Source organism: Actinomycetota bacterium, assembly GCA_030682655.1.
In the GTDB taxonomy this organism is placed as follows: Bacteria; Actinomycetota; Coriobacteriia; order Anaerosomatales; family JAUXNU01; genus JAUXNU01.
In genome coordinates this window covers 16740-33710 of record JAUXNU010000207.1, presented here as the reverse complement: position 1 = coordinate 33710, position 16971 = coordinate 16740, and the positions used below count along the sequence as shown (strand labels likewise).

Genomic DNA, 16971 nt, shown 5'->3' with positions numbered 1-16971 from the left:
CGGGCGCGGGCTTCGGTCAGAGTAGTGCGCGGCGGGGCGATAGCCTAGGGGTGAGCGGCAGGCAGGGCGCCCGACACTGCCGTGCCGAGGACGGCCAGTCCTCGGTCCATCTGCTCGGGCGTGGCATGCGAGAAGTTGAGCCGCACGTAGCCGGTCGCAGGAGCGGTCGCCGGGAAGAACACCTCGCCGGGCATGAAGGCCACGCCACGCTCGAGCATCTCGGGAAGCAGTGGCCGCGTGTCGATACCGCCGTGCAGCCTCAGCCAGAAGAAGAGGCCGCCCGGCGGTGCGGTCCATTCGGCAAGTTCGCCGAAGTGCTCGGTGAGCGCCGCGTCCATCGCATCGCGCTTGGCGACGTAGGCCGTGCGCAGGTGCTCCAGCCGCACGCCCAGATTCAGATCGACGAGCTGGCGGTACGCCAGCCACTGACCGAAGCGGTTCGTGTGAAGGTCCGTGGCCTGCTTGAGGCGCACGAGGTGCGGCATCAGATCCGGCGACGCGATCACATAGCCCACACGGATTCCCGGCATGAACGACTTGGAGAAGCTGCCCTGGTAGATCCAGGACGTCCGTTCGAGCCGGGCGCAGATCGGCGTGCGATCGACGGGCGCGTATACGAGCTCCCGGTAGGGATCGTCCTCGAAGATAGTGAGTCCGAGTTCGTCTGCTGCACGCGCGACAGCTGTCCGGGTCTCGGCCGAGTAGCACGTGCCACTCGGATTCTGGAAGGTGGGAATCAGGTAGGCGAGCCGGGCGCCGGTGCTGCGTGCAGTGCCGGGCAGCCGCGCGGGGTCGATACCCCCGGGCTCGAGCGGGATTCCGTGACAACGCGCGCCGAAGAACTCGAACGCCTGCAGGGCCGCGAGGTAGGTTGGCGCCTCAGTGATCATCGGCGTGCCGGGGTCGATGAACAGCTTCGCCACGAGGTCGATACCTTGCTGCGAGCCGGAGACAACGAGCACCTGCGATGTGTCGCACGCGATCCCCAGGCCGCGTGCGTTTGCGGCAACCGCTTCGCGCAGCTCAGGCTCGCCCTCGCTCGGGCCATATTGCGCGGCCGAGGCGGGGATTCCGCTCCAGTCTGGAGTGGGAAGCTCGTCGGGTGCCGGTAGACCGCCCGCGAACGAGATCATCCCCGGTTGCTGGCTCGCCTCAAGGATGTCGCGGACGAGCGATGACGTCAGGCGCTCGATGCGTTCCGAGAACATGGGGATCCCTCCTGGCGTGCTAGCGGCGCCACGCGATAGAATGGCAACATGGTTGACTCAATAGTCTCGCGGCAGATTGGATATGTCAACATGATTGACACATCACGTGAAGGCCAGCTCAACGAGGCGCTCGAGCTGTTCTTCTTCGCCTACCGCGAGTTCACGGCGCATCCGGACGAGGTGCTGGCCGAGCGCGGCCTGCAGCGCGTGCACCACCGCATCCTGTACTTCGTCGGGCGAAACCCTGGGCTTGCGGTGAACCAGTTGCTTGCAACGCTCGGGGTCAGCAAGCAAGCACTGAATGCTCCGCTCCGGCGTCTCACCGAGCTGGGACTTGTCGAGAGTACGGTCGGGGCGACGGATCGGCGTGTCCGTGAGCTGCGTCTGACCAAGGAGGGCGCGCGGCTCGAACGCAACCTGAGCGGGTCGCAGCGCGAGAGGATGGCGGTCGTGTTCGGCAAGGCCGGTCCGGAGGCTGAGGCTGCGTGGCGAGCGATCATGGGCGAGGTCGCGAGCGAGTCGGTGGCGTAGGATATTCACAGGCGCAGGGGTACCGGGAGGGCAGTCCATTCATGTGCGACAACTCGAGAGAGTGCGCCGCGGCGTCACGACACGGCTTCGGCACGCGACCAGTGTTCGGCGAAGATGCCCGCGGCGGTGTTGGACGCCGGGAGATCCGCCGCGTGCGCGCGGACGAGTTCGACGGGCTCCTCGGCATCATCAATGAGGTCGCTGAGGCGTATCGCGGCGTCATTCCTGCCGACCGCTGGCACGAGCCGTACATGTCCGCGGAGTACCTGCGTGGAGAGATCGACGCGGGCGTGCGCTTCTCCGGGTTTGAGGCCGATGGTGAGCTGCTCGGCGTGATGGGGATCCAGGACGTCCGCGACGTGACGCTGATCCGTCACGCGTACGTGCGCGCGAGCGCGCAGCGCGGGGGCATCGGCGGTCGGCTGCTGCGCCGCCTCCTTGCGGAGACGAGTCGCCCGGTGCTCATCGGCACGTGGACGGACGCGGACTGGGCGATCGCGTTCTACGTGAAGCACGGGTTCCGTGTGACAGGCCGCGAAGAGACTGAGCAACTGCTGCGCACGTACTGGGACATCCCGGCGCGGCAGGTCGAGACGTCAGTGGTGCTTGCGCAGGCGTAGCGTGCCCGCCTCCAACTAGGTGACGGGCACGCGTGTGCCTCGGCATCTCGCCTGCGGCAATGCCTACTTCGGCTCGATGAGGTAGAGCGTGCAGCGCGGGGTGCCGTCGGTTGATTCGTGGGTTGCGATCAGGGTGCCGTCTGGCGAGGCTTCGACGAAGTCGATGCTCGATTCGATCGGCTCGTAGACGGTCGAATCTCCCTCTGGAGCATCCGCAGGCCGGAGCGTGAGCCGCATCTGTTCGTCCACGATCGCGACGAACTCGTTCGTGACGCGAAGCGAGTTCGCGACAAACCCGTCGGGAACAATCGGCACGAAGCGGCGCTCACCGACTGCGTAGTAGCCGACCTGCTGGAGACTCCAGTCCCACTCGTCGGTTCGGTCAAAGTTGATCGAGTAGAAACGTTCGCCCAACCCCAGCGCGTAGCCGGGATACCGGAAGCGTATGTCGGAGAGCGTGTAGTCGCTGATGTCGCCGGTCAGGCTGTTGTAGACCCGGTAGTGGCCCGTGTTCTCCGTGACGTCGGTCCAAAGCAGGTCGTCGCCGTTCCAGGTCGGGAAGTTGTTGTAGAGATCGGGTAGTTCGAGCGGCGCGACGGCGGTCGTCTCCTTTGTTGCCAAGTCGCGGATGACGATCTGGTGCGTTCGCTCGGGAGTCAGGTCGTCCCAGGCGAGCAGGTCGCCGTTGAGTGCGGGAGCGTACAGGTCCCGTGTCGTCGACGCCACCTGCTCTTCGCCTGTCTGAGACGATCGGGCGTAGAGTTCGGTTCCGACACTCCAGACGAGCCAGTCCTGGTTCACGGTGAACCACCCGATGATCTCGGGATCTGGTGCCTCGGCCAGTGTCTCTGTGGTGCGAGCCTCGAGATCGTAGCGAATGACGGAGTCTCCCTTGCCGGCGCCGCGACTCACCGTCATGTAGACGGCCGAGCCGATTCTTTGCGGGCGCCCGCACGATGCGTAGGGCAACTCGAGAGTCTGTACGGTGTACGGAACCACGGCCCCGGCGTCGCTCTGCGCGGGCTTCGGGTCGGCCGCCTCAGTGCCGCGGCCACAACCCACTCCCAGCGCCACGATCAGCAGGCTCGCGGCCACGAGAACGGCCGCGTCACGCCGCGCGGTTCTCCGTCGTGCTACCACGCCATCACCTTGTTCGTTCCGTCGAGATCTGCCTGGTACACGGCCCGGCACAGGCCGTTCGTGCTTGTGCTTCCGACATTCTCCCACCGAACACCGTAGTAGGAGCTCAGGTAGTGCGGGTCGACGCTTCGCATGCGCATCGGAGCGACTCGGTCGTCGATTCCGCTCACCGTCATGTAGTGACGACTCGCCACGCCGTTGTACCGGGAGATCCTGCGGGTCTGGCACAGGACGATCGGCGTCGTCGGATTCTGGCTGATCGATCGCAGCTGCGTTCCGATCCGATTCACGAACGTCTCGAACGGGCTGCGGGTGTTCGCGATGTCGGAAGCGATGTAGGTGAAGTTGCTGCCGAAGGTTCCCTTATAGCTGTTGAGCGCGTTGGCGATGGCCGCCGTGGAGCTGGCCCGGTATCGCTCTGTGCCGATCTTGCTGGCAAGGGTCCATTGGCAGGGGAGCGCGGCGACCGAATGGCTCGCGGCCTTGTGGAAGCCCAGCGCCTGCCTCGCCGTAGCGGGTCCGCAGTAGTAGGACTTTTCCTGGCGATAGTTGGTCACGGAACGGGTCTGGTAGCCGTAGCGATTGAGCGAACACACCGAGTCGTCGATGGAGGCCATGTCAGGTGTCGCATTGGGTGGCGTCAGGTTGGACGTCATGCCGACAGAAGCTTCCTTCAGAAGCGTTTGTTCCGCGGGCTCGGCGTCCAGAGACGCCGTGAGTTCCGGGTCGTCGAGCAACCCTCCGTCCGAGCAACTCATGTTGACCTCGGCGTGAGCACAGCCGACCGAGAGTGACCACATCAGCGTGGTCGCGAGTACGAAGCGAGCAAGCTTGCCTTTCACAAAGCATCCCCCCTGGAGTACATGGAACGGTCGTTCCCTTTCATGACGACCGCAACGTATCAGGGGGGTCTATCCGGTCGTCTAACCCGGTCTTGCCGATCTCAATCTAGGCACCGCGCGCCTCAAGGTAGTCACGATACTCAACCAGTAGCCCGTCGAGTTCCTCGTAGCTGCGCGCCTTGTTCGCACGATCGCGCACGAACGTCGCCCCCGGCATTCCCGCCACGTACCAGGCGATATGCTTGCGCATGCGCGTGAAGGTCCTGTGCCCGGCGAACTCGACAAGCGCCGCGCCATGTTCGCGGGCCATGTCGATGCGCTCGAACCCCGTCGGGGGAGCGATCTCGTCGCCTGTCTCGATCAGCGCGCGGGCCTCGCGGAAGATCCATGGGTTCCCCTGAGCGCCTCGGGCGATCATGACGGCGTCGACGCCCGTGCGCTCAAGCATCGCCATCACGTCTCGGGCCGAGAACACGTCGCCGCTGCCGATCACGGGCACGCCGACCGCCGCCTTCACCGCCCCGATCACGTCCCAGTCGGCCTTCCCTTGGTAGAACTGGTCGCGCGTCCGACCGTGGACCGCCAGCGCCGAGGCGCCTGCCGCCTCCATCGCTTGTGCGAACTCCGCCGCGTTGACTTCGGTATCGTCCCAGCCTTTGCGGAACTTCACCGTGACCGGCACGCCGCACGCCTCGCGCACGTGCTCGACGATGCTCGCGGCAAGCTCGGGCGTGCGCATCAGGGCGCTGCCCTCGCCCTTGGCGACCACCTTGGTCACCGGACACCCCATGTTTATGTCGATCGCCGCGACGTCCTTGCCATGGTTCGCGACGATCGCCGCAGCCTGTACTGCCATGACCTCCGGTTCCGCGCCGAAGATCTGAACGGCGCACGGGGTCTCCTCGGCCGACAGGGTCAGCAGCGCACGGGTGATGTGGGAATCGGGGTTGAAGTGCAGTCCTTTGGCGCTGATCATCTCCGTGTACGTGAGGCCCGCGCCCATCCGCTTGCAGATTGCGCGAAACGGCGCCTCGGTGATCCCGGCCATGGGGCCGAGCACGACCTTGGCCGAGGAGAGCAGCGTGCGGATGTCGGTGGGCGCGTCGGTCATGGGCCGGTGCGGCGACTAGCGCGCATGCTCCACGCCAACAACGCGAGGAGCGCGATGCTGACGCCGAGATAGGCCATGTCGTAGGCCCCGACCTCGTCGGTCACGGTGAGGAGGATGTTCACCGCCACGACAGCGACTGCTGCGTAGTCGAAGAACCGCCGTCCTCTCAGTGCCAGCCAGGCAAGCATGCCCATGACGGCTGCGTTGCCCAGCATGAGGACGGCGACAAGAACCACCGCGCCCCGCTGTGTCACGCGGATGCTCACCACGTCCGTCAGCAGAAGCACCGCGAAGGCGGCCCAGAAGGCGGCGATCGTTGCGAGCAAGAACCGAGTCAAGCTCGCCGGCAACCCTGAATGGTCAGCCATCCCGCTCCGCAATCCCCGGGGGTGGAGCCGCCATTGTCTCACGAGGGCTTCTTGGCCCGCCCGCTACTTGCCAAGGACGTAGAGCGAGTCGGGTGCCGAAACGATGCGCCAGACTGTGTCGGCCTCTCGACGATACCGGACGACGTATTCGAACTCCCGCACGTCAGCCTTTGACTCGCCGGTACTCCACTCGATCGATGTCAGATGGAATGTGGCCGTCGCCGTGGCCTCGTCCCCTGCGACCACCACGTCTCCGATATCGTATGCCTCGGTACGGTGTTCGAGGTCGCCCTCGACCCACATCCGCTCAGGCTCCGCGGACCAGAACCGCCTGAGCGCTGGCGCATTGCCGCTCGTGAGCGTTGTGAGGTACTCTGTGAACTCCGCCTCGACCGCGGCTTCTTCGGTGGCTGCCTCCAGGTCCTCCGGGGGCGAGCAACCTGCGATCGCCGTCGCCGCGACCACGACAACACACAACAAGATCATCCAGCGCCAACGCATGGCGTCCTCCTCCACCCCACCACGGCACCACCAGGTCAACCACTCGCGCCGGACTCGCACCCCCTGGCCGGCCCCCGCGGCCACCACCGTTCCGCCTGCCACCCTATTGGTCGGTCTCTACACCCAGCCGCGTTCGCGATACAGTTCCTATCACGAGGTCGCGCTCGGACCACAGGTCGTAGTAGCCTGGCTCGTCGCGCCGCGGGGTGAAGCGCTTCGCGTACGGCGCCAGCAGCTTCTTGGCCTCATCGAACAGCGGAAGCAACTCGGGAGTCTTCACACTCACCGCAGGCTCCTTCAGCCTCGTTCATTCGAAACCTATTGTACCCCGCCAAGGAGATATCGCACGGCCTCGGTCGGTTATGCTGTCCGAGTGACGACGGTCCGGCCGAGCGGGGGATTGCGTGTCGAGCAACTCGAACGAGAAGGACATCGCCAGAAGCCTCGGATTTGGACGACGACGGCCGAGGCTTCCGTTCGAGTCCCCCGTCTATGCAGGCCGACATCCGATGGCGGACAGGCTCGGCATCAAGCCCGGAACGCGGGCGCTCTTCATCGGCGTGAAGGACGTGCGAGTCTCCGACGTTCGCTACGCAAGTGGCTCTCGCGTGACGTCGATCCCCCCGCGGGAGCCTGTAGACGTGGTCGTGCTCCAGGTCGACAGCCCTTTTGCGCTCAGACGCGTTCCGGAAGTCGTCGGCAGCGTCAGCGCCCTGGGGACGCTGTGGCTACTTTGGGCGACAGACGAGCGACACATCGCGGAATCGCATGTGCGCAGCTCCGGCGCAGCCTGCGGATTCGTTCCGGTGCTCACGATGGAGGTTGCGACGGGCCTCTCGGGAATGAAACTCGTGCGCCTCAGGCGGGATCGCTAGCGCCGCACGTCGGGCAGGCCTGCATCGCGAGTGGTCGCTCGAGTCCGCTGGCCTCGAGGAGCGTGTCGTCGCTGAAGACGTCGGCGGTGCGCCCGTCGGCGGTTATCGCACCGCCGCTCATAACGATGGTGCGCTCGCACAGGTCGAGCGCGAGGTCGAGGTCGTGCGTTGCGATGATCTTGGTGTGCTCGAACGAGGCAAGCAGCTCGATGAGTCGTCGCCGCGCGCGAGGATCGAGGTTCGACGAGGGCTCATCCATGATCAGCACATTCGGGCACATTGCGAGCACCGTCGCGATGGCGACCGCGCGCTTCTCGCCACCTGAGAGTCGATACGGCGGGCGATCGTGCAGGTGCTGCGCCTCCACGCGTGTGAGCGCGTCGTCCACACGCGACTCGATGTCGGCGGCAGGTAGGCCGAGGTTCATCGGCCCGAACGCGACGTCCTCGTAGACGCTCGGCATGAACAGCTGGTCGTCGGGGTCCTGGAACACCATGCCCACCGCCTTGCGAATATCGGGCAGCGTGCCCTTCGCCACGGGGACGTCGCCGATCCGTACCCCGCCCTGGGCCGGGGATAGCGAGCCGTTGAGGTGCATGAGCAGCGTGGACTTGCCGGCCCCGTTCGCGCCGACGACGGCCACAGACTCGCCGTGCGTGATCTCGAAGGACACGCCCTCGAGCGCACGCGTCCCATCCGGGTAGGCGAACCCCAGGTCGAGGACTGAGATGCTGTGGTGGCTCATGAGATCAACCCCGTCACGATGCGTCCCGCCAGCAGTGGGACGTTGTAGAGCCGGAACAGCACGAACGCTGCCGACCACCCGAGCAGGAACACGCCGTCGCGCGCGGTGAACTGAAGCCGTCGCAGTGTGCGGATGTGACCGTCAAAGCCGCGACACAGCATCGCGCGGTAGATGCGCCGTGCCCGGTCGTACGTCCGGAGCAGCAGATGACCGAGCATCTGCCCGTACACCGCGAGCCCCATCCCGCGGTTGCCGAAGCTGCGCAGCGCGCGGGCGCGAGCCATGCGCAGGGCCTCCTCGGCCAGCACGAAGATGTAGCGGTAGAGGAAGAGCAGCTGCGTGACGAAGACATCGGGGGCGCCGAGCCTTTCGAGTGCCATGCACACGCCGGTCATCCCCGTTGTGCCGATGAGCACGAGCGCCGCGCTCGTGGTGAGTGCAAAGCGCGAGAGGATCGAGCCGTAGCTCACCCACCCGCCGGATATGCCAAGCGTACCGATGTGGGCGACGATCTGTCGGTCGAGAATCGGGTTGAACACACCGATGACGATTGCGAACGGTGCGACCTGCAGGAGCTTGCGGCCGATGAATCCGAGGGGGAGGCGACCGTCGGTCGCTAGCACGATCGGGAAGATCGCGAAGGGGAGCAGCGGAAGCACGTCGTACTTGCCGAAGGACACGACGCATACGAGGAACACGATCGTCGCGACGACCTTGGCGCGCGGGTCGATGCGGTGGACCGGCGTGTCCTGGTAGGCCAGCTGGTCGAGCCGGCCTAGCTCGTAGAGGCTTGTCTCGAGGGACGACATCGCGCTGTCCCTACGCGATTCCGTCGCCGGTCGTGCTTGCCACGAACTTGCCGTGCTTCACGCCCTTCGTGCCGATGAGCTCGTCGGCGAGACGTTTGATCTCCTTGGCTTGGCCCCGGAGCACCACGACTTCGAGGCAGTGGTGTGCGTCGAGGTGGATGTGGAGGGTGGAGACGATCTCCTCGTGGTGAGAGTGCTGGTGCTCGGTGAGCTTGTCGGCGAGGTCGGTGGAGTGGTGGTCGTAGACGAGCGTGACGGTGCCGACCGCTCGCTCTTCGCCGACGTTCCACAGCTCCTCGACGAGTGAATTGCGAATGAGGTCGCGTATGGCCTCAGAGCGGTTGACGTAGCCCTTCTCGGAAATGAGCGCGTCGAATCGGTCGAGCAGACGCTCGTCTGCGGAGATGCCGAACCTGACGATCCCGGGCATGGATACCTCCTCGGTACACGGTTCGTGCGATGTTGCGTGCTGTCGGATAGCACAGTACGCACACTGCGAGAACCCGTTGTGTGAATCCGTCCGAAACGCTTGACGTGCTCGCCATGTGAGCCTACCGTCACGGTACATAGTAGCACGATGCTGTCGTACGTAACACTGAGCGCACACAGATGCGCGCTGGAGGTGCCCGGATAGATGCATATGGCAGACTCGCTTCTGAGTGTCCCGGTCGGCGGAGCGTTGTGGGCCGCCACGGCGCTAACGACCGTGTACTGCGCGAAGAAGGTCCGCGAGGACCTCGATGAGAGCAAGATCCCGCTCATGGGGGTCGTCGGTGCATTCATCTTCGCCGCGCAGATGCTGAACTTCTCCATCCCCGGGACTGGTTCGAGCGGGCACCTGGGGGGTGGTCTGATCCTTGCGATCTTGCTCGGGCCGCATGCAGCATTCCTTGTGATGGCCTCGGTGCTCACCGTGCAAGCGCTCTTCTTCGCGGACGGGGGACTGCTTGCCCTGGGCGCGAACATCTTCAACCTGGGCTTCTTCCCCGCCTTCATTGCCTATCCGCTCATCTACAGGCGCATCGTCGGCTCCAGTCTGTCGCGAGGCCGCCTCGTGACCGGCGGAATCCTCGCTGCGGTCGTGGGGCTGCAGATCGGTGCACTTGGGGTCGTGCTCGAGACGGCCCTGTCGGGTATCAGCGAGCTGTCATTCGGCACGTTCGCAACCATGATGCTTCCGATCCACCTGGCTATCGGTATCGTCGAAGGGCTCGCGACTGCGGCTGTAGTGCTCTTTGTGCTGAAAGCCGAGCCGCAGCTACTCGAGCGGGCCGGTACGCGTCGCTCTCTCAGCGGCCTGAACCTGAGACCCGTGCTCATCGGCCTGGTGATCGCCGCTGTGCTCGCCGGCGGCGCGTTCTCGTGGTTCGCCTCGGCCAACCCCGACGGGCTCGAGTGGTCCATAGGGAAGGTCACAGGTGCCGAGGAGATCGAAGGCAGCGAGCAGGGCGTTCACGGCGCAAGCAAGCAGGCGCAGGAGAAGACGGCCATCCTTCCCGACTACGGCTTCAAGTCGTCGGGAGCCGAGGAGGAGGGCGAGTCGGGTTCCGCGTGGCCGGCGGTCGACCCCGGGACAAGCGTTTCTGGTCTCGTTGGTGGGGCACTCACGCTGCTGACGGCGGTCGGTATCGGCTTCGCGCTCAGGCGCCGCTCTATGCGGGCTGTGGCGCAGACCTAGCTCGCGGCGAATCTGAGTACGTCAGATGGCCTGCTCTCGCAGTGGGAGGGTGCAGTGTACCTGCGCAAGGCCCCCCGCGTTCCGCGCGCATCGCAGCGATGCGGTTGCGCTTGTCGACGAAGACCACGCGCGGCTTCCACGAACGCGCCGCGACATCGTCTAGCTCGACGAAGCTTGCGATGATCACCAGATCGCCGACATCTACAAGATGTGCCGCCGCGCCGTTGATGCAGACGACACCCGAGCCGCGAGGTCCAGCGATAGCGTAGGTCTGCAGACGTGCGCCGTTGTCGACGTCCCAAACCCAGACCGACTCGTGGGCGAGGATGTCGGCGGCGTCGAGCAGATCGGCATCGACCGTTATGCTGCCCTCGTATGCGATGTGCGCCCCGGTCACCGTTGCACGGTGTACCTTGCCGCCGAGCATAGTACGTTGCATGTCGCTGCTCCGTTTCCTGGTGCCCGCTGTGTTTCACAGTCGAGCCCTGGTCTACGTGCGGAGTCACATGATACTGCGCGCACGCAATCGGCATCGTCCCCACCGAAGTTTCAGTTGAGCCAGCGTACCAGCCCGGAACTCAGGTTGTAGGCTGCGCCCACCACCGTTGGGTTCTCGTGTTCTCTGTGCGAGGCCAGACGTCGCTTGAGTTCGAGCACGGTGTTCTCGACATGACGGTCGACCGCAGCGGCAAGCAGCGGATTCTCTGCATCGGCGGGCGCGTTGGACGAGTCGACACCCTTCACATCGATGCGGTCTATCACCGGGGCGAGCCACGCGGGGGTGGAGCCCGCAAGCGCTGCGGAGACCGCGCCGCATTCCTCGTGGCCGAGGACGACTATCGTTCTTGCGCCAAGTCCCTCGATGGCGAAGCGAATCGATGCGAGTCCGGCATCATCGACGACATGACCTGCGTTTCGTACGACGAACAGCTCGCCCACGCCAACGTCGAAGACCGCCTCGACCGGCACGCGCGAGTCCGAGCAGCCCACGATGACTGCCCAGGGTCGCTGCCCGCCGACCACAGCTGCGCGATGTTCGGCGCTGAAGCGAGCACTGGAGCGCTCCTCGGCGAAGCGGGCGTTGCCCTCGCGCAGGCGGATGAGCGCCTCGTCGCTTCTCAGGTTCATCGGCGGTCCTAGGGTCGGCGGCGGATACACGACATAGTATCGGACTCCGCCGGTTTCTTCTCGCCGCCGGGCCCGGTTCCTGCCCGGCGTGCTGAGGCCGCGCCCATGCCGGACCCTGACGGTGCGTGGGCCGATGGCGTAGCATGGTGAGGTCGTAGCAGTTGCATCCGGTGGAGGTTGCAGCTCGATGATAGGGGGCTCTTGTGTCTGCACGGGTTCGCATGCTCTTCTGCACGGTGGCGTTCATTGTGCTGCTGCTGAGCCTTCCGGCCGTTGCGACAGCTGTCGAGGGTTCTCCGGGAGTCGTTAGCGGCACCGTGGAGGACGTATCGACAGCAATCCCGCTCTCCGGGATTCAAGTGCAGGTCTACGATGCCGAGGTGGCTTGGGGCAGCGACACGGCGCCACCACCACTAGATACAACCACAACGGTGCTGGACGGAAGCTACGAGATGTCGGGGCTTCCAACGGACAGGCTGCTGATCGTCGCATTCGTCGACCCAGGGTCGACCTACCGGGACGCGCTCTTCCCGCTGCAGGGATTGCACGTGACCGACGGTACCGCCTACCACGTTGATGAGATTCCGGTTGTCAACGGGTTCATGCTTCCGCTGACCACGCTCAAGGCGACACGAACTCAGCGTGTGTCCGGAGATGATCGCTACTCGACTGCACTGGCAATCTCGAAGGCGAATTTCTCAAGCGCCGAGGCGGCAATCATCACGAGTGGCGAGGCATTCGCTGACGCTTTGGCGGCAGCTCCGCTCGCCGGGGCCTACGAAGCACCGCTTCTTCTCACGCGCCCGACGAAGGTGCCTGCTGGCCTGATAACGGAGCTCCAGCGGCTCGGCGTGACCAAGATATTCATCGTCGGCGGCAAGACTTCGGTCACTTCCGACGTGGTCAAGCAGATAGACGCCGCCAAGCTTCCGCACCCCGAGCGAATCTCCGGTCCGACCCGGTACGATACTGCATCGGCGGTCGCTCGCAGGGTGTACGATATGTTCAAGAGCGATCCAAATCGCAACGTCGAACCCTTCATCGCTCGCGGTGACGTGTTCGCGGACGCACTCTCGCTCTCTCCGTTCGCGTACATGGAGCGGCGTCCGGTGCTGCTCACGGATCCCAATCGCTTGCCAAATGCGACAGCGGCTGCGTGGAAGTACATGACTGCCGATGCCAAGAACAATGCTGCAATCATCGTGGGCGGGCCAGCCTCGGTGCCCGTGAAGACCGTGCTACAAGACCTGGCCAACACCGTCGGATACGGGGACGGGCTGAACTACGTCCGCCTCTACGGTGCCACGCGCTACGAGACGAGCCGGGCAGTGGTCAAGTTCTATCGGAGCACGGTGTGGGAGGTCAAAGGCTTTGACATCATGGCAATCGCCTCGGGCGAGAAGTTCCCGGACGCGCTCGCGGGCGGAGCGGCCTGCGGTCACCAGGGCGGCGCCCTTCTGCTCACGCCTGGAAGCTCTCTGCACTCATCTGCCAGAAGCGAGCTCGCGGTGAGCGGGCCCTACATGTTGGCCCTCGAGTGCTTCGGTGGGCCGAGGACGGTCGCTTCGAAGACGGTCACCGCAGCGAATTCCGCTCTTGGCACGTCGGTATATGACATCAACGCCGTGGGTGGGCGGATAGCCTTGCCCGCCTCCGTCACATCGGTCGGGTCGTATCCGCTGGTGTCGCCGATGGCGGACCCCCTCGGCCACGCCCAGGGCACTTCACCCGCGATACCATCTGCGCTTCGGACCCCAAGGGTCTCTGTCGACCTGACCAACCTGCCGATGCAGCACATAGCCAGGTGACGACCGAGCGAGATTGTCCCGCCGCATCACCGTGCCTCGATTGACACCCGCAACTCCGGTACTCTGTTCGCGGAGGAGCATGAACACACCTGAGAGCGAAATCGGACGCCTTGTCGACCAGGCCGTTGGTGCCATGCACACGGCAATGGGCGCGCATCTCCGTGCGGCCGGACTGAGTCCGCTGGAGTGGGCGGTGTTGCGGCACGTGTATCGCGCCGGGCACCGGGGAGGCCGCGCTCGCGCTGCCGATATCGTGTCACACGTCGAGATATCCCACGAGCAGGTGCGTAGCCTCCTTGTCGCGCTCAAGACGCGGGGCCTGGTCCGTCTCGATGACTCCGGCGGAGCGCGGCTGACTACGGATGCAGAGCGGATCATGCCCGCTCTCGTGTCGGAGGCCGACGAGATCATCTCCCGCGCCACAGCCGGCTTCACAGGAGACGAGAAACAAGCGCTCGTGGGGCTCCTGCGCCGCTACGTCGAGAACCTGGCCTCATGAAGCGGATATCGACACCGCTCGCCCGCCTCCTCGACGGGCAGTCGGTCTCCGTGGTCGTTGTTCAGGGTCTCATTGGCATCGGTGTGCTCGGAGCGGCTGACTACTACACCGGTTCGGAGCTGAGCTTCTCGATCTTCTACCTGGCACCGGTGTTGTTCGTGACCTGGTATGCAGGACGGATTCTGGGAATGGGCTATGCGATCCTGTCTGCGCTGACGTGGATGGCGATGGACCTCGCTTCGGGCGCGAGATACTCTCACGCCGCCATTCCCGTGTGGAACATGATCGTGAGGCTCGGCTTCTTCAACATCACCCTGTATCTGTTGGACAGCGTCAAGAGGGCTCACGCCCTCGAACAGAAGCTCTCGCGCACCGACTCGCTCACCGGCATTGCCAACGGACGCCAGTTCTTCGAACGCGCCGCCGTAGAGATCGCTCGTTCGCGACGCTCGGGGCTGCCCATCACGCTGGCCTACGTCGACCTCGACAACTTCAAGAAGGTCAACGATTCGCTCGGGCATTCCGTTGGAGACGAACTTCTGCGGACGATCGCTCTGGAGTTGTCAGGACGCTTGCGCGCCACCGATCTCGTTGCGAGGCTGGGAGGCGACGAGTACGGTATTCTGCTTCCGGAGACCGACTACGATCAAGCGCAGGTAGTGCTCGCGAAGGCGAGGGACGGCGTTTCCTCGGCCATCGGCGAGGGCGGAGGGTCCGTCACGCAGACTGTTGGCGCGGTCACGTTCACGGTGGTGCCGGATTCTGTCGACGAGATGCTTCACGCGGCCGATACTGTGATGTATGAAGGAAAGCGCGCCGGACGGGACCGGATCGTCCACGTGAGCCAACCGGCGTGATCCAGGTTCCGCGAAGGGAACGCGATGCCCGAGTGTGTGTTTCACCCCGGTGTCGAGACCGAGGTGCGCTGCATGGAGTGTGACCGGCCCATCTGTCCCAAGGACATGCGCTCGACACCCGTCGGCTACAAGTGCCCCGAGTGCGCGCGCCCCGCTCGTAGCCAGTACGTTGTGGTCAAGCGCGGTCAGCTCCTGAAGGCGGCGGGCGCCGCGCTCGGAGCCGGTCTTGCCGGTGGGCTGCTACTCGGGTTCGGCGTCGGTGCGATCGGATTCTTCTTCTGGTTCATCATGTTTGGCTACGGCGCCGTTGTTGGTGAAGTCGCGCGTCGAGCCTCAGGGGGTCACCGTGAACCGGTGATAGCGGCGATTGCGGCGGCGGGGGTTGTCGCCGGCGCGCTTGTTGGCGGTTTCGGACTGTTCGAGATCGGGCTGGCAGTCGCCGGCGCGGTCTTCTATGTTCTGGGCCGGTCGTGAGGGGAGTCACATGTCGCACAACCATACATGGCACCAGAGTCACCGGGCCGACTTCACCGTCGGGCAGCGCATCGCAGATGGCACGGCGCGCGTGCTGGGTTCGTGGCCGTTCATCATCGGCCAGACCATTCTTGTGGGGGCGTGGATCGTCCTCAACCTCATTGCGTGGGCCCGGCACTGGGATCCGTACCCCTTCATCCTGCTGAATCTTATGTTCTCCTTGCAGGCGGCCTACGCGGCGCCCGTGATCATGATGAGCCAGAACCGCCAGGCCGAGCGCGATCGCTACCAGGCGCAGGCCGACTACGACACCAACACGCGCTCGGAAGTCGACCTCCAGGACGTGCAGTCGCGCCTCGAACGCATCGAGTCCGAGAAGCTCGATCGCATTCTCGGACTGCTCGAGCGAGCCGAGTAGGGGCACCTGCGGGAGCGGGAACGCCGCACCGCCGACATGGCACGCGCGCTCGAGAGCGCGCTCGATGAGAAGAAAGCATGAGGTAGCAGGGATGAGCGAGAAGATCGTTGTTGCGGTTCCATCTGCGGGCGAGGGCGGCCTGAACGCGCCGCGGTCGGCGCATTTCGGCCACTCGGAGCACTTCACGATCGTCGACGTGGTCGACGGCCAGGTCGGTGCGGTGGACATCCTGCCGAATCCCCCTCACGAACACGGCGGCTGTATGTCGACCGTGAACCTGCTTCACCAGCGCGGCGTCACGGCGGTAGCGGCGGTCGGCATGGGCGGCGGCCCGCTGTCCGGCTTGCAGCGTGCAGGAATCGCCGTGTACTTCGAGGATTCGGAGCCGACCGTCGCAGGCGCGATCGCGGCCGTCATCGAGGGCAGGACACAGCCGTTCACCGGACAGCACGTGTGTCGCGGCCACTAGGTCCGCACACATATCTCCGTGCTGTTCGATTGGCCTCTCTACCCGACCCATCGCGAACGGGCACAATCGACAGATGCGACGAATCGCGCTCTTCTCTGACATCCACGGGAACCTTCCCGCGCTCGACGCTGCACTCGCCGATATCGAGCGAGAGGGGGTGGACGAATGCTACTGCCTTGGCGACCTTGTCGGCTACGGTCCCGGGCCGGCAGCTGTGATCGACCGCATCGTGACACTCGGCATTCCCACCGTCCTTGGAAACTACGATGACGGCGTCGGCAATGACCGTGGCGAGTGCGGCTGCTACTACGCGACCCCGCAGGACCGCGCCGACGGTGCCGCATCGTACGCGTTCACAGCACCGGCGCTGGACGCGGAGCACAAGCGCATTCTCGCAGAACTACCCCGCGAGATCCGCCTGGCCGAGGACGGCGCGCGCATCCTGCTCGCGCACGGGAGTCCTCGGCGGATCAACGAGTACCTGCAGGCGGATCGGCCGGATGCGCAGCTGTTGAGGTTGGCCAAGGACGCAGCTGCCGACATCGTTTGCGTCGGTCACGTCCACGCGCCGTACCACCGGGTGATCGATGCCGGGCAGGGAGCGGGTACGCTCGATAGCGCTCCACACGTGCACTACGTCAACTCAGGTTCCGTCGGCAAGCCAAAGGACGGCGATCCACGCGCCTGCTGGGTCGAGCTGGTACTCGGGAGTGCGGATGACGTGTGCAGTGTGGCGGGAGCGGATCCTCAACTTGCCCTGGCGGGATCCACCGACGTCTACGTAGGTGTTCGCGTGCATCGCGTTGGCTACGATATCGAGGCCGTCGCTGCTGCGACGGTCTCGGCGGGGCTTCCGGCGGCCTTCGCAGAGGCGTTGCGCAGCGGGTAGT

Annotated in this window: 23 protein-coding genes; 11 read left to right on the top strand and 12 right to left on the bottom strand. The window is 65.0% G+C overall.

Translation table 11 applies throughout. The features are described from left to right. Positions 1 to 44 precede the first annotated feature (44 nt). On the bottom strand, positions 45 to 1208 hold the full coding sequence (locus Q8K99_14210) for a PLP-dependent aminotransferase family protein (GenBank protein MDP2183705.1): 1164 nt from the start codon (positions 1206 to 1208) through the stop codon (positions 45 to 47). 93 nt (positions 1209 to 1301) lie between these two features. Between Q8K99_14210 and Q8K99_14205 the strand changes: the two genes are divergently transcribed. Then, positions 1302 to 1739 (top strand): helix-turn-helix domain-containing protein, encoded by a 438-nt coding sequence (locus tag Q8K99_14205; GenBank protein ID MDP2183704.1) that lies wholly within the window; start codon positions 1302 to 1304, stop codon positions 1737 to 1739. A 41-nt stretch (positions 1740 to 1780) separates the two neighbouring features. Next, entirely contained in the window at positions 1781 to 2359 is a 579-nt protein-coding gene (locus Q8K99_14200) for a GNAT family N-acetyltransferase (protein ID MDP2183703.1), read from the top strand. A 63-nt stretch (positions 2360 to 2422) separates the two neighbouring features. Here Q8K99_14200 and Q8K99_14195 read toward each other — a convergent pair whose 3' ends face one another. From Q8K99_14195 to Q8K99_14170, 6 genes are all read right to left on the bottom strand, one after another. Continuing rightward, positions 2423 to 3499, bottom strand: a complete 1077-nt coding sequence (locus Q8K99_14195; protein MDP2183702.1) for a hypothetical protein — start codon at positions 3497 to 3499, stop codon at positions 2423 to 2425. Continuing rightward, positions 3493 to 4341 carry a C39 family peptidase gene (locus Q8K99_14190; GenBank protein MDP2183701.1) on the bottom strand — a complete coding sequence of 283 codons (849 nt, stop codon included), beginning with the start codon at positions 4339 to 4341 and terminating at the stop codon, positions 3493 to 3495. Before Q8K99_14190 ends, Q8K99_14195 begins: the two co-directional genes overlap by 7 nt. Positions 4342 to 4447: 106 nt before the next feature. Then, positions 4448 to 5452 (bottom strand): tRNA dihydrouridine synthase DusB, encoded by a 1005-nt coding sequence (gene dusB / locus Q8K99_14185; GenBank protein MDP2183700.1) that lies wholly within the window; start codon positions 5450 to 5452, stop codon positions 4448 to 4450. Further along, positions 5449 to 5820, bottom strand: coding sequence for a hypothetical protein (locus tag Q8K99_14180; GenBank protein MDP2183699.1), 372 nt, complete (start codon positions 5818 to 5820; stop codon positions 5449 to 5451). Before Q8K99_14180 ends, dusB begins: the two co-directional genes overlap by 4 nt. Positions 5821 to 5883: 63 nt before the next feature. Continuing rightward, complete coding sequence (locus Q8K99_14175; protein ID MDP2183698.1) at positions 5884 to 6321, bottom strand: hypothetical protein; 438 nt, start codon at positions 6319 to 6321, stop codon at positions 5884 to 5886. Positions 6322 to 6424: 103 nt separating this feature from the next. Further along, the gene (locus tag Q8K99_14170; GenBank protein ID MDP2183697.1) at positions 6425 to 6607 is read right to left on the bottom strand and encodes a hypothetical protein; all 183 of its coding nucleotides are present in this window, start codon (positions 6605 to 6607) and stop codon (positions 6425 to 6427) included. Positions 6608 to 6725: 118 nt separating this feature from the next. Between Q8K99_14170 and Q8K99_14165 the strand changes: the two genes are divergently transcribed. After that, entirely contained in the window at positions 6726 to 7196 is a 471-nt protein-coding gene (locus Q8K99_14165; protein MDP2183696.1) for a hypothetical protein, read from the top strand. On the opposite strand, the gene Q8K99_14160 is transcribed toward Q8K99_14165, so the two are convergent. From Q8K99_14160 to nikR, 3 genes are read right to left on the bottom strand one after another with little or no spacing between them, the layout of a single operon-like run. Beyond that, complete coding sequence (locus tag Q8K99_14160) at positions 7180 to 7941, bottom strand: ABC transporter ATP-binding protein (GenBank protein ID MDP2183695.1); 762 nt, start codon at positions 7939 to 7941, stop codon at positions 7180 to 7182. The genes Q8K99_14165 and Q8K99_14160 overlap by 17 nt on opposite strands. Beyond that, positions 7938 to 8750: a cobalt ECF transporter T component CbiQ gene (cbiQ, locus tag Q8K99_14155; protein MDP2183694.1), complete on the bottom strand. Its 813-nt coding sequence runs from the start codon at positions 8748 to 8750 to the stop codon at positions 7938 to 7940. The genes Q8K99_14160 and cbiQ overlap by 4 nt, the downstream gene beginning before the upstream one ends. Positions 8751 to 8760: 10 nt before the next feature. Next, entirely contained in the window at positions 8761 to 9180 is a 420-nt protein-coding gene (gene nikR / locus Q8K99_14150) for a nickel-responsive transcriptional regulator NikR (protein ID MDP2183693.1), read from the bottom strand. Positions 9181 to 9384: 204 nt separating this feature from the next. Here nikR and Q8K99_14145 point away from each other — a divergent pair, with 204 nt between their 5' ends. Next, on the top strand, positions 9385 to 10428 hold the full coding sequence (locus Q8K99_14145; protein MDP2183692.1) for an energy-coupling factor ABC transporter permease: 1044 nt from the start codon (positions 9385 to 9387) through the stop codon (positions 10426 to 10428). Here Q8K99_14145 and Q8K99_14140 read toward each other — a convergent pair. Next, complete coding sequence (locus Q8K99_14140; GenBank protein MDP2183691.1) at positions 10403 to 10867, bottom strand: aspartate 1-decarboxylase; 465 nt, start codon at positions 10865 to 10867, stop codon at positions 10403 to 10405. The two genes, Q8K99_14145 and Q8K99_14140, sit on opposite strands and share 26 nt — an antisense overlap. A 110-nt stretch (positions 10868 to 10977) precedes the next feature. Continuing rightward, positions 10978 to 11556 (bottom strand): carbonic anhydrase, encoded by a 579-nt coding sequence (locus tag Q8K99_14135; protein MDP2183690.1) that lies wholly within the window; start codon positions 11554 to 11556, stop codon positions 10978 to 10980. Positions 11557 to 11759: 203 nt separating this feature from the next. Between Q8K99_14135 and Q8K99_14130 the strand changes: the two genes are divergently transcribed. The 7 genes from Q8K99_14130 (at position 11760) to Q8K99_14100 (ending at position 16970) form a co-directional block, all read left to right on the top strand. Continuing rightward, positions 11760 to 13364 carry a cell wall-binding repeat-containing protein gene (locus Q8K99_14130; GenBank protein MDP2183689.1) on the top strand — a complete coding sequence of 535 codons (1605 nt, stop codon included), beginning with the start codon at positions 11760 to 11762 and terminating at the stop codon, positions 13362 to 13364. Between the two features lie 79 nt (positions 13365 to 13443). Beyond that, positions 13444 to 13863, top strand: coding sequence for a MarR family transcriptional regulator (locus Q8K99_14125; GenBank protein MDP2183688.1), 420 nt, complete (start codon positions 13444 to 13446; stop codon positions 13861 to 13863). Further along, a complete protein-coding gene (locus tag Q8K99_14120) occupies positions 13860 to 14720 on the top strand; it encodes a GGDEF domain-containing protein (GenBank protein ID MDP2183687.1) in 861 nt (286 codons plus the stop codon). Before Q8K99_14125 ends, Q8K99_14120 begins: the two co-directional genes overlap by 4 nt. Before the next feature lie 24 nt (positions 14721 to 14744). Next, positions 14745 to 15194 (top strand): hypothetical protein, encoded by a 450-nt coding sequence (locus Q8K99_14115; protein ID MDP2183686.1) that lies wholly within the window; start codon positions 14745 to 14747, stop codon positions 15192 to 15194. A 10-nt stretch (positions 15195 to 15204) separates the two neighbouring features. Beyond that, the gene (locus Q8K99_14110; protein MDP2183685.1) at positions 15205 to 15612 is read left to right on the top strand and encodes a DUF1003 domain-containing protein; all 408 of its coding nucleotides are present in this window, start codon (positions 15205 to 15207) and stop codon (positions 15610 to 15612) included. Between the two features lie 91 nt (positions 15613 to 15703). Continuing rightward, positions 15704 to 16081: a NifB/NifX family molybdenum-iron cluster-binding protein gene (locus Q8K99_14105; protein MDP2183684.1), complete on the top strand. Its 378-nt coding sequence runs from the start codon at positions 15704 to 15706 to the stop codon at positions 16079 to 16081. 73 nt (positions 16082 to 16154) lie between these two features. Then, positions 16155 to 16970: a metallophosphoesterase family protein gene (locus Q8K99_14100; GenBank protein MDP2183683.1), complete on the top strand. Its 816-nt coding sequence runs from the start codon at positions 16155 to 16157 to the stop codon at positions 16968 to 16970. The last annotated feature ends 1 nt before the right edge of the window (position 16971 follow it).

Bases quoted from the DNA above. Each gene is read 5' to 3' on its own strand.
- Q8K99_14145 (MDP2183692.1), top strand. From the start codon at position 9,385: ATGCATATGGCAGACTCGCTTCTGAGTGTCCCGGTCGGCGGAGCGTTG.
- dusB (MDP2183700.1), bottom strand. From the start codon at position 5,452: ATGACCGACGCGCCCACCGACATCCGCACGCTGCTCTCCTCGGCCAAG.
- Q8K99_14105 (MDP2183684.1), top strand. From the start codon at position 15,704: ATGAGCGAGAAGATCGTTGTTGCGGTTCCATCTGCGGGCGAGGGCGGC.
- Q8K99_14160 (MDP2183695.1), bottom strand. From the start codon at position 7,941: ATGAGCCACCACAGCATCTCAGTCCTCGACCTGGGGTTCGCCTACCCG.
- Q8K99_14125 (MDP2183688.1), top strand. From the start codon at position 13,444: ATGAACACACCTGAGAGCGAAATCGGACGCCTTGTCGACCAGGCCGTT.
- Q8K99_14115 (MDP2183686.1), top strand. From the start codon at position 14,745: ATGCCCGAGTGTGTGTTTCACCCCGGTGTCGAGACCGAGGTGCGCTGC.
- Q8K99_14110 (MDP2183685.1), top strand. From the start codon at position 15,205: ATGTCGCACAACCATACATGGCACCAGAGTCACCGGGCCGACTTCACC.
- Q8K99_14100 (MDP2183683.1), top strand. From the start codon at position 16,155: ATGCGACGAATCGCGCTCTTCTCTGACATCCACGGGAACCTTCCCGCG.
- Q8K99_14180 (MDP2183699.1), bottom strand. From the start codon at position 5,820: ATGGCTGACCATTCAGGGTTGCCGGCGAGCTTGACTCGGTTCTTGCTC.
- Q8K99_14200 (MDP2183703.1), top strand. From the start codon at position 1,781: ATGTGCGACAACTCGAGAGAGTGCGCCGCGGCGTCACGACACGGCTTC.
- Q8K99_14135 (MDP2183690.1), bottom strand. From the start codon at position 11,556: ATGAACCTGAGAAGCGACGAGGCGCTCATCCGCCTGCGCGAGGGCAAC.
- Q8K99_14140 (MDP2183691.1), bottom strand. From the start codon at position 10,867: ATGCAACGTACTATGCTCGGCGGCAAGGTACACCGTGCAACGGTGACC.
- Q8K99_14120 (MDP2183687.1), top strand. From the start codon at position 13,860: ATGAAGCGGATATCGACACCGCTCGCCCGCCTCCTCGACGGGCAGTCG.
- Q8K99_14175 (MDP2183698.1), bottom strand. From the start codon at position 6,321: ATGCGTTGGCGCTGGATGATCTTGTTGTGTGTTGTCGTGGTCGCGGCG.
- cbiQ (MDP2183694.1), bottom strand. From the start codon at position 8,750: ATGTCGTCCCTCGAGACAAGCCTCTACGAGCTAGGCCGGCTCGACCAG.
- nikR (MDP2183693.1), bottom strand. From the start codon at position 9,180: ATGCCCGGGATCGTCAGGTTCGGCATCTCCGCAGACGAGCGTCTGCTC.
- Q8K99_14210 (MDP2183705.1), bottom strand. From the start codon at position 1,208: ATGTTCTCGGAACGCATCGAGCGCCTGACGTCATCGCTCGTCCGCGAC.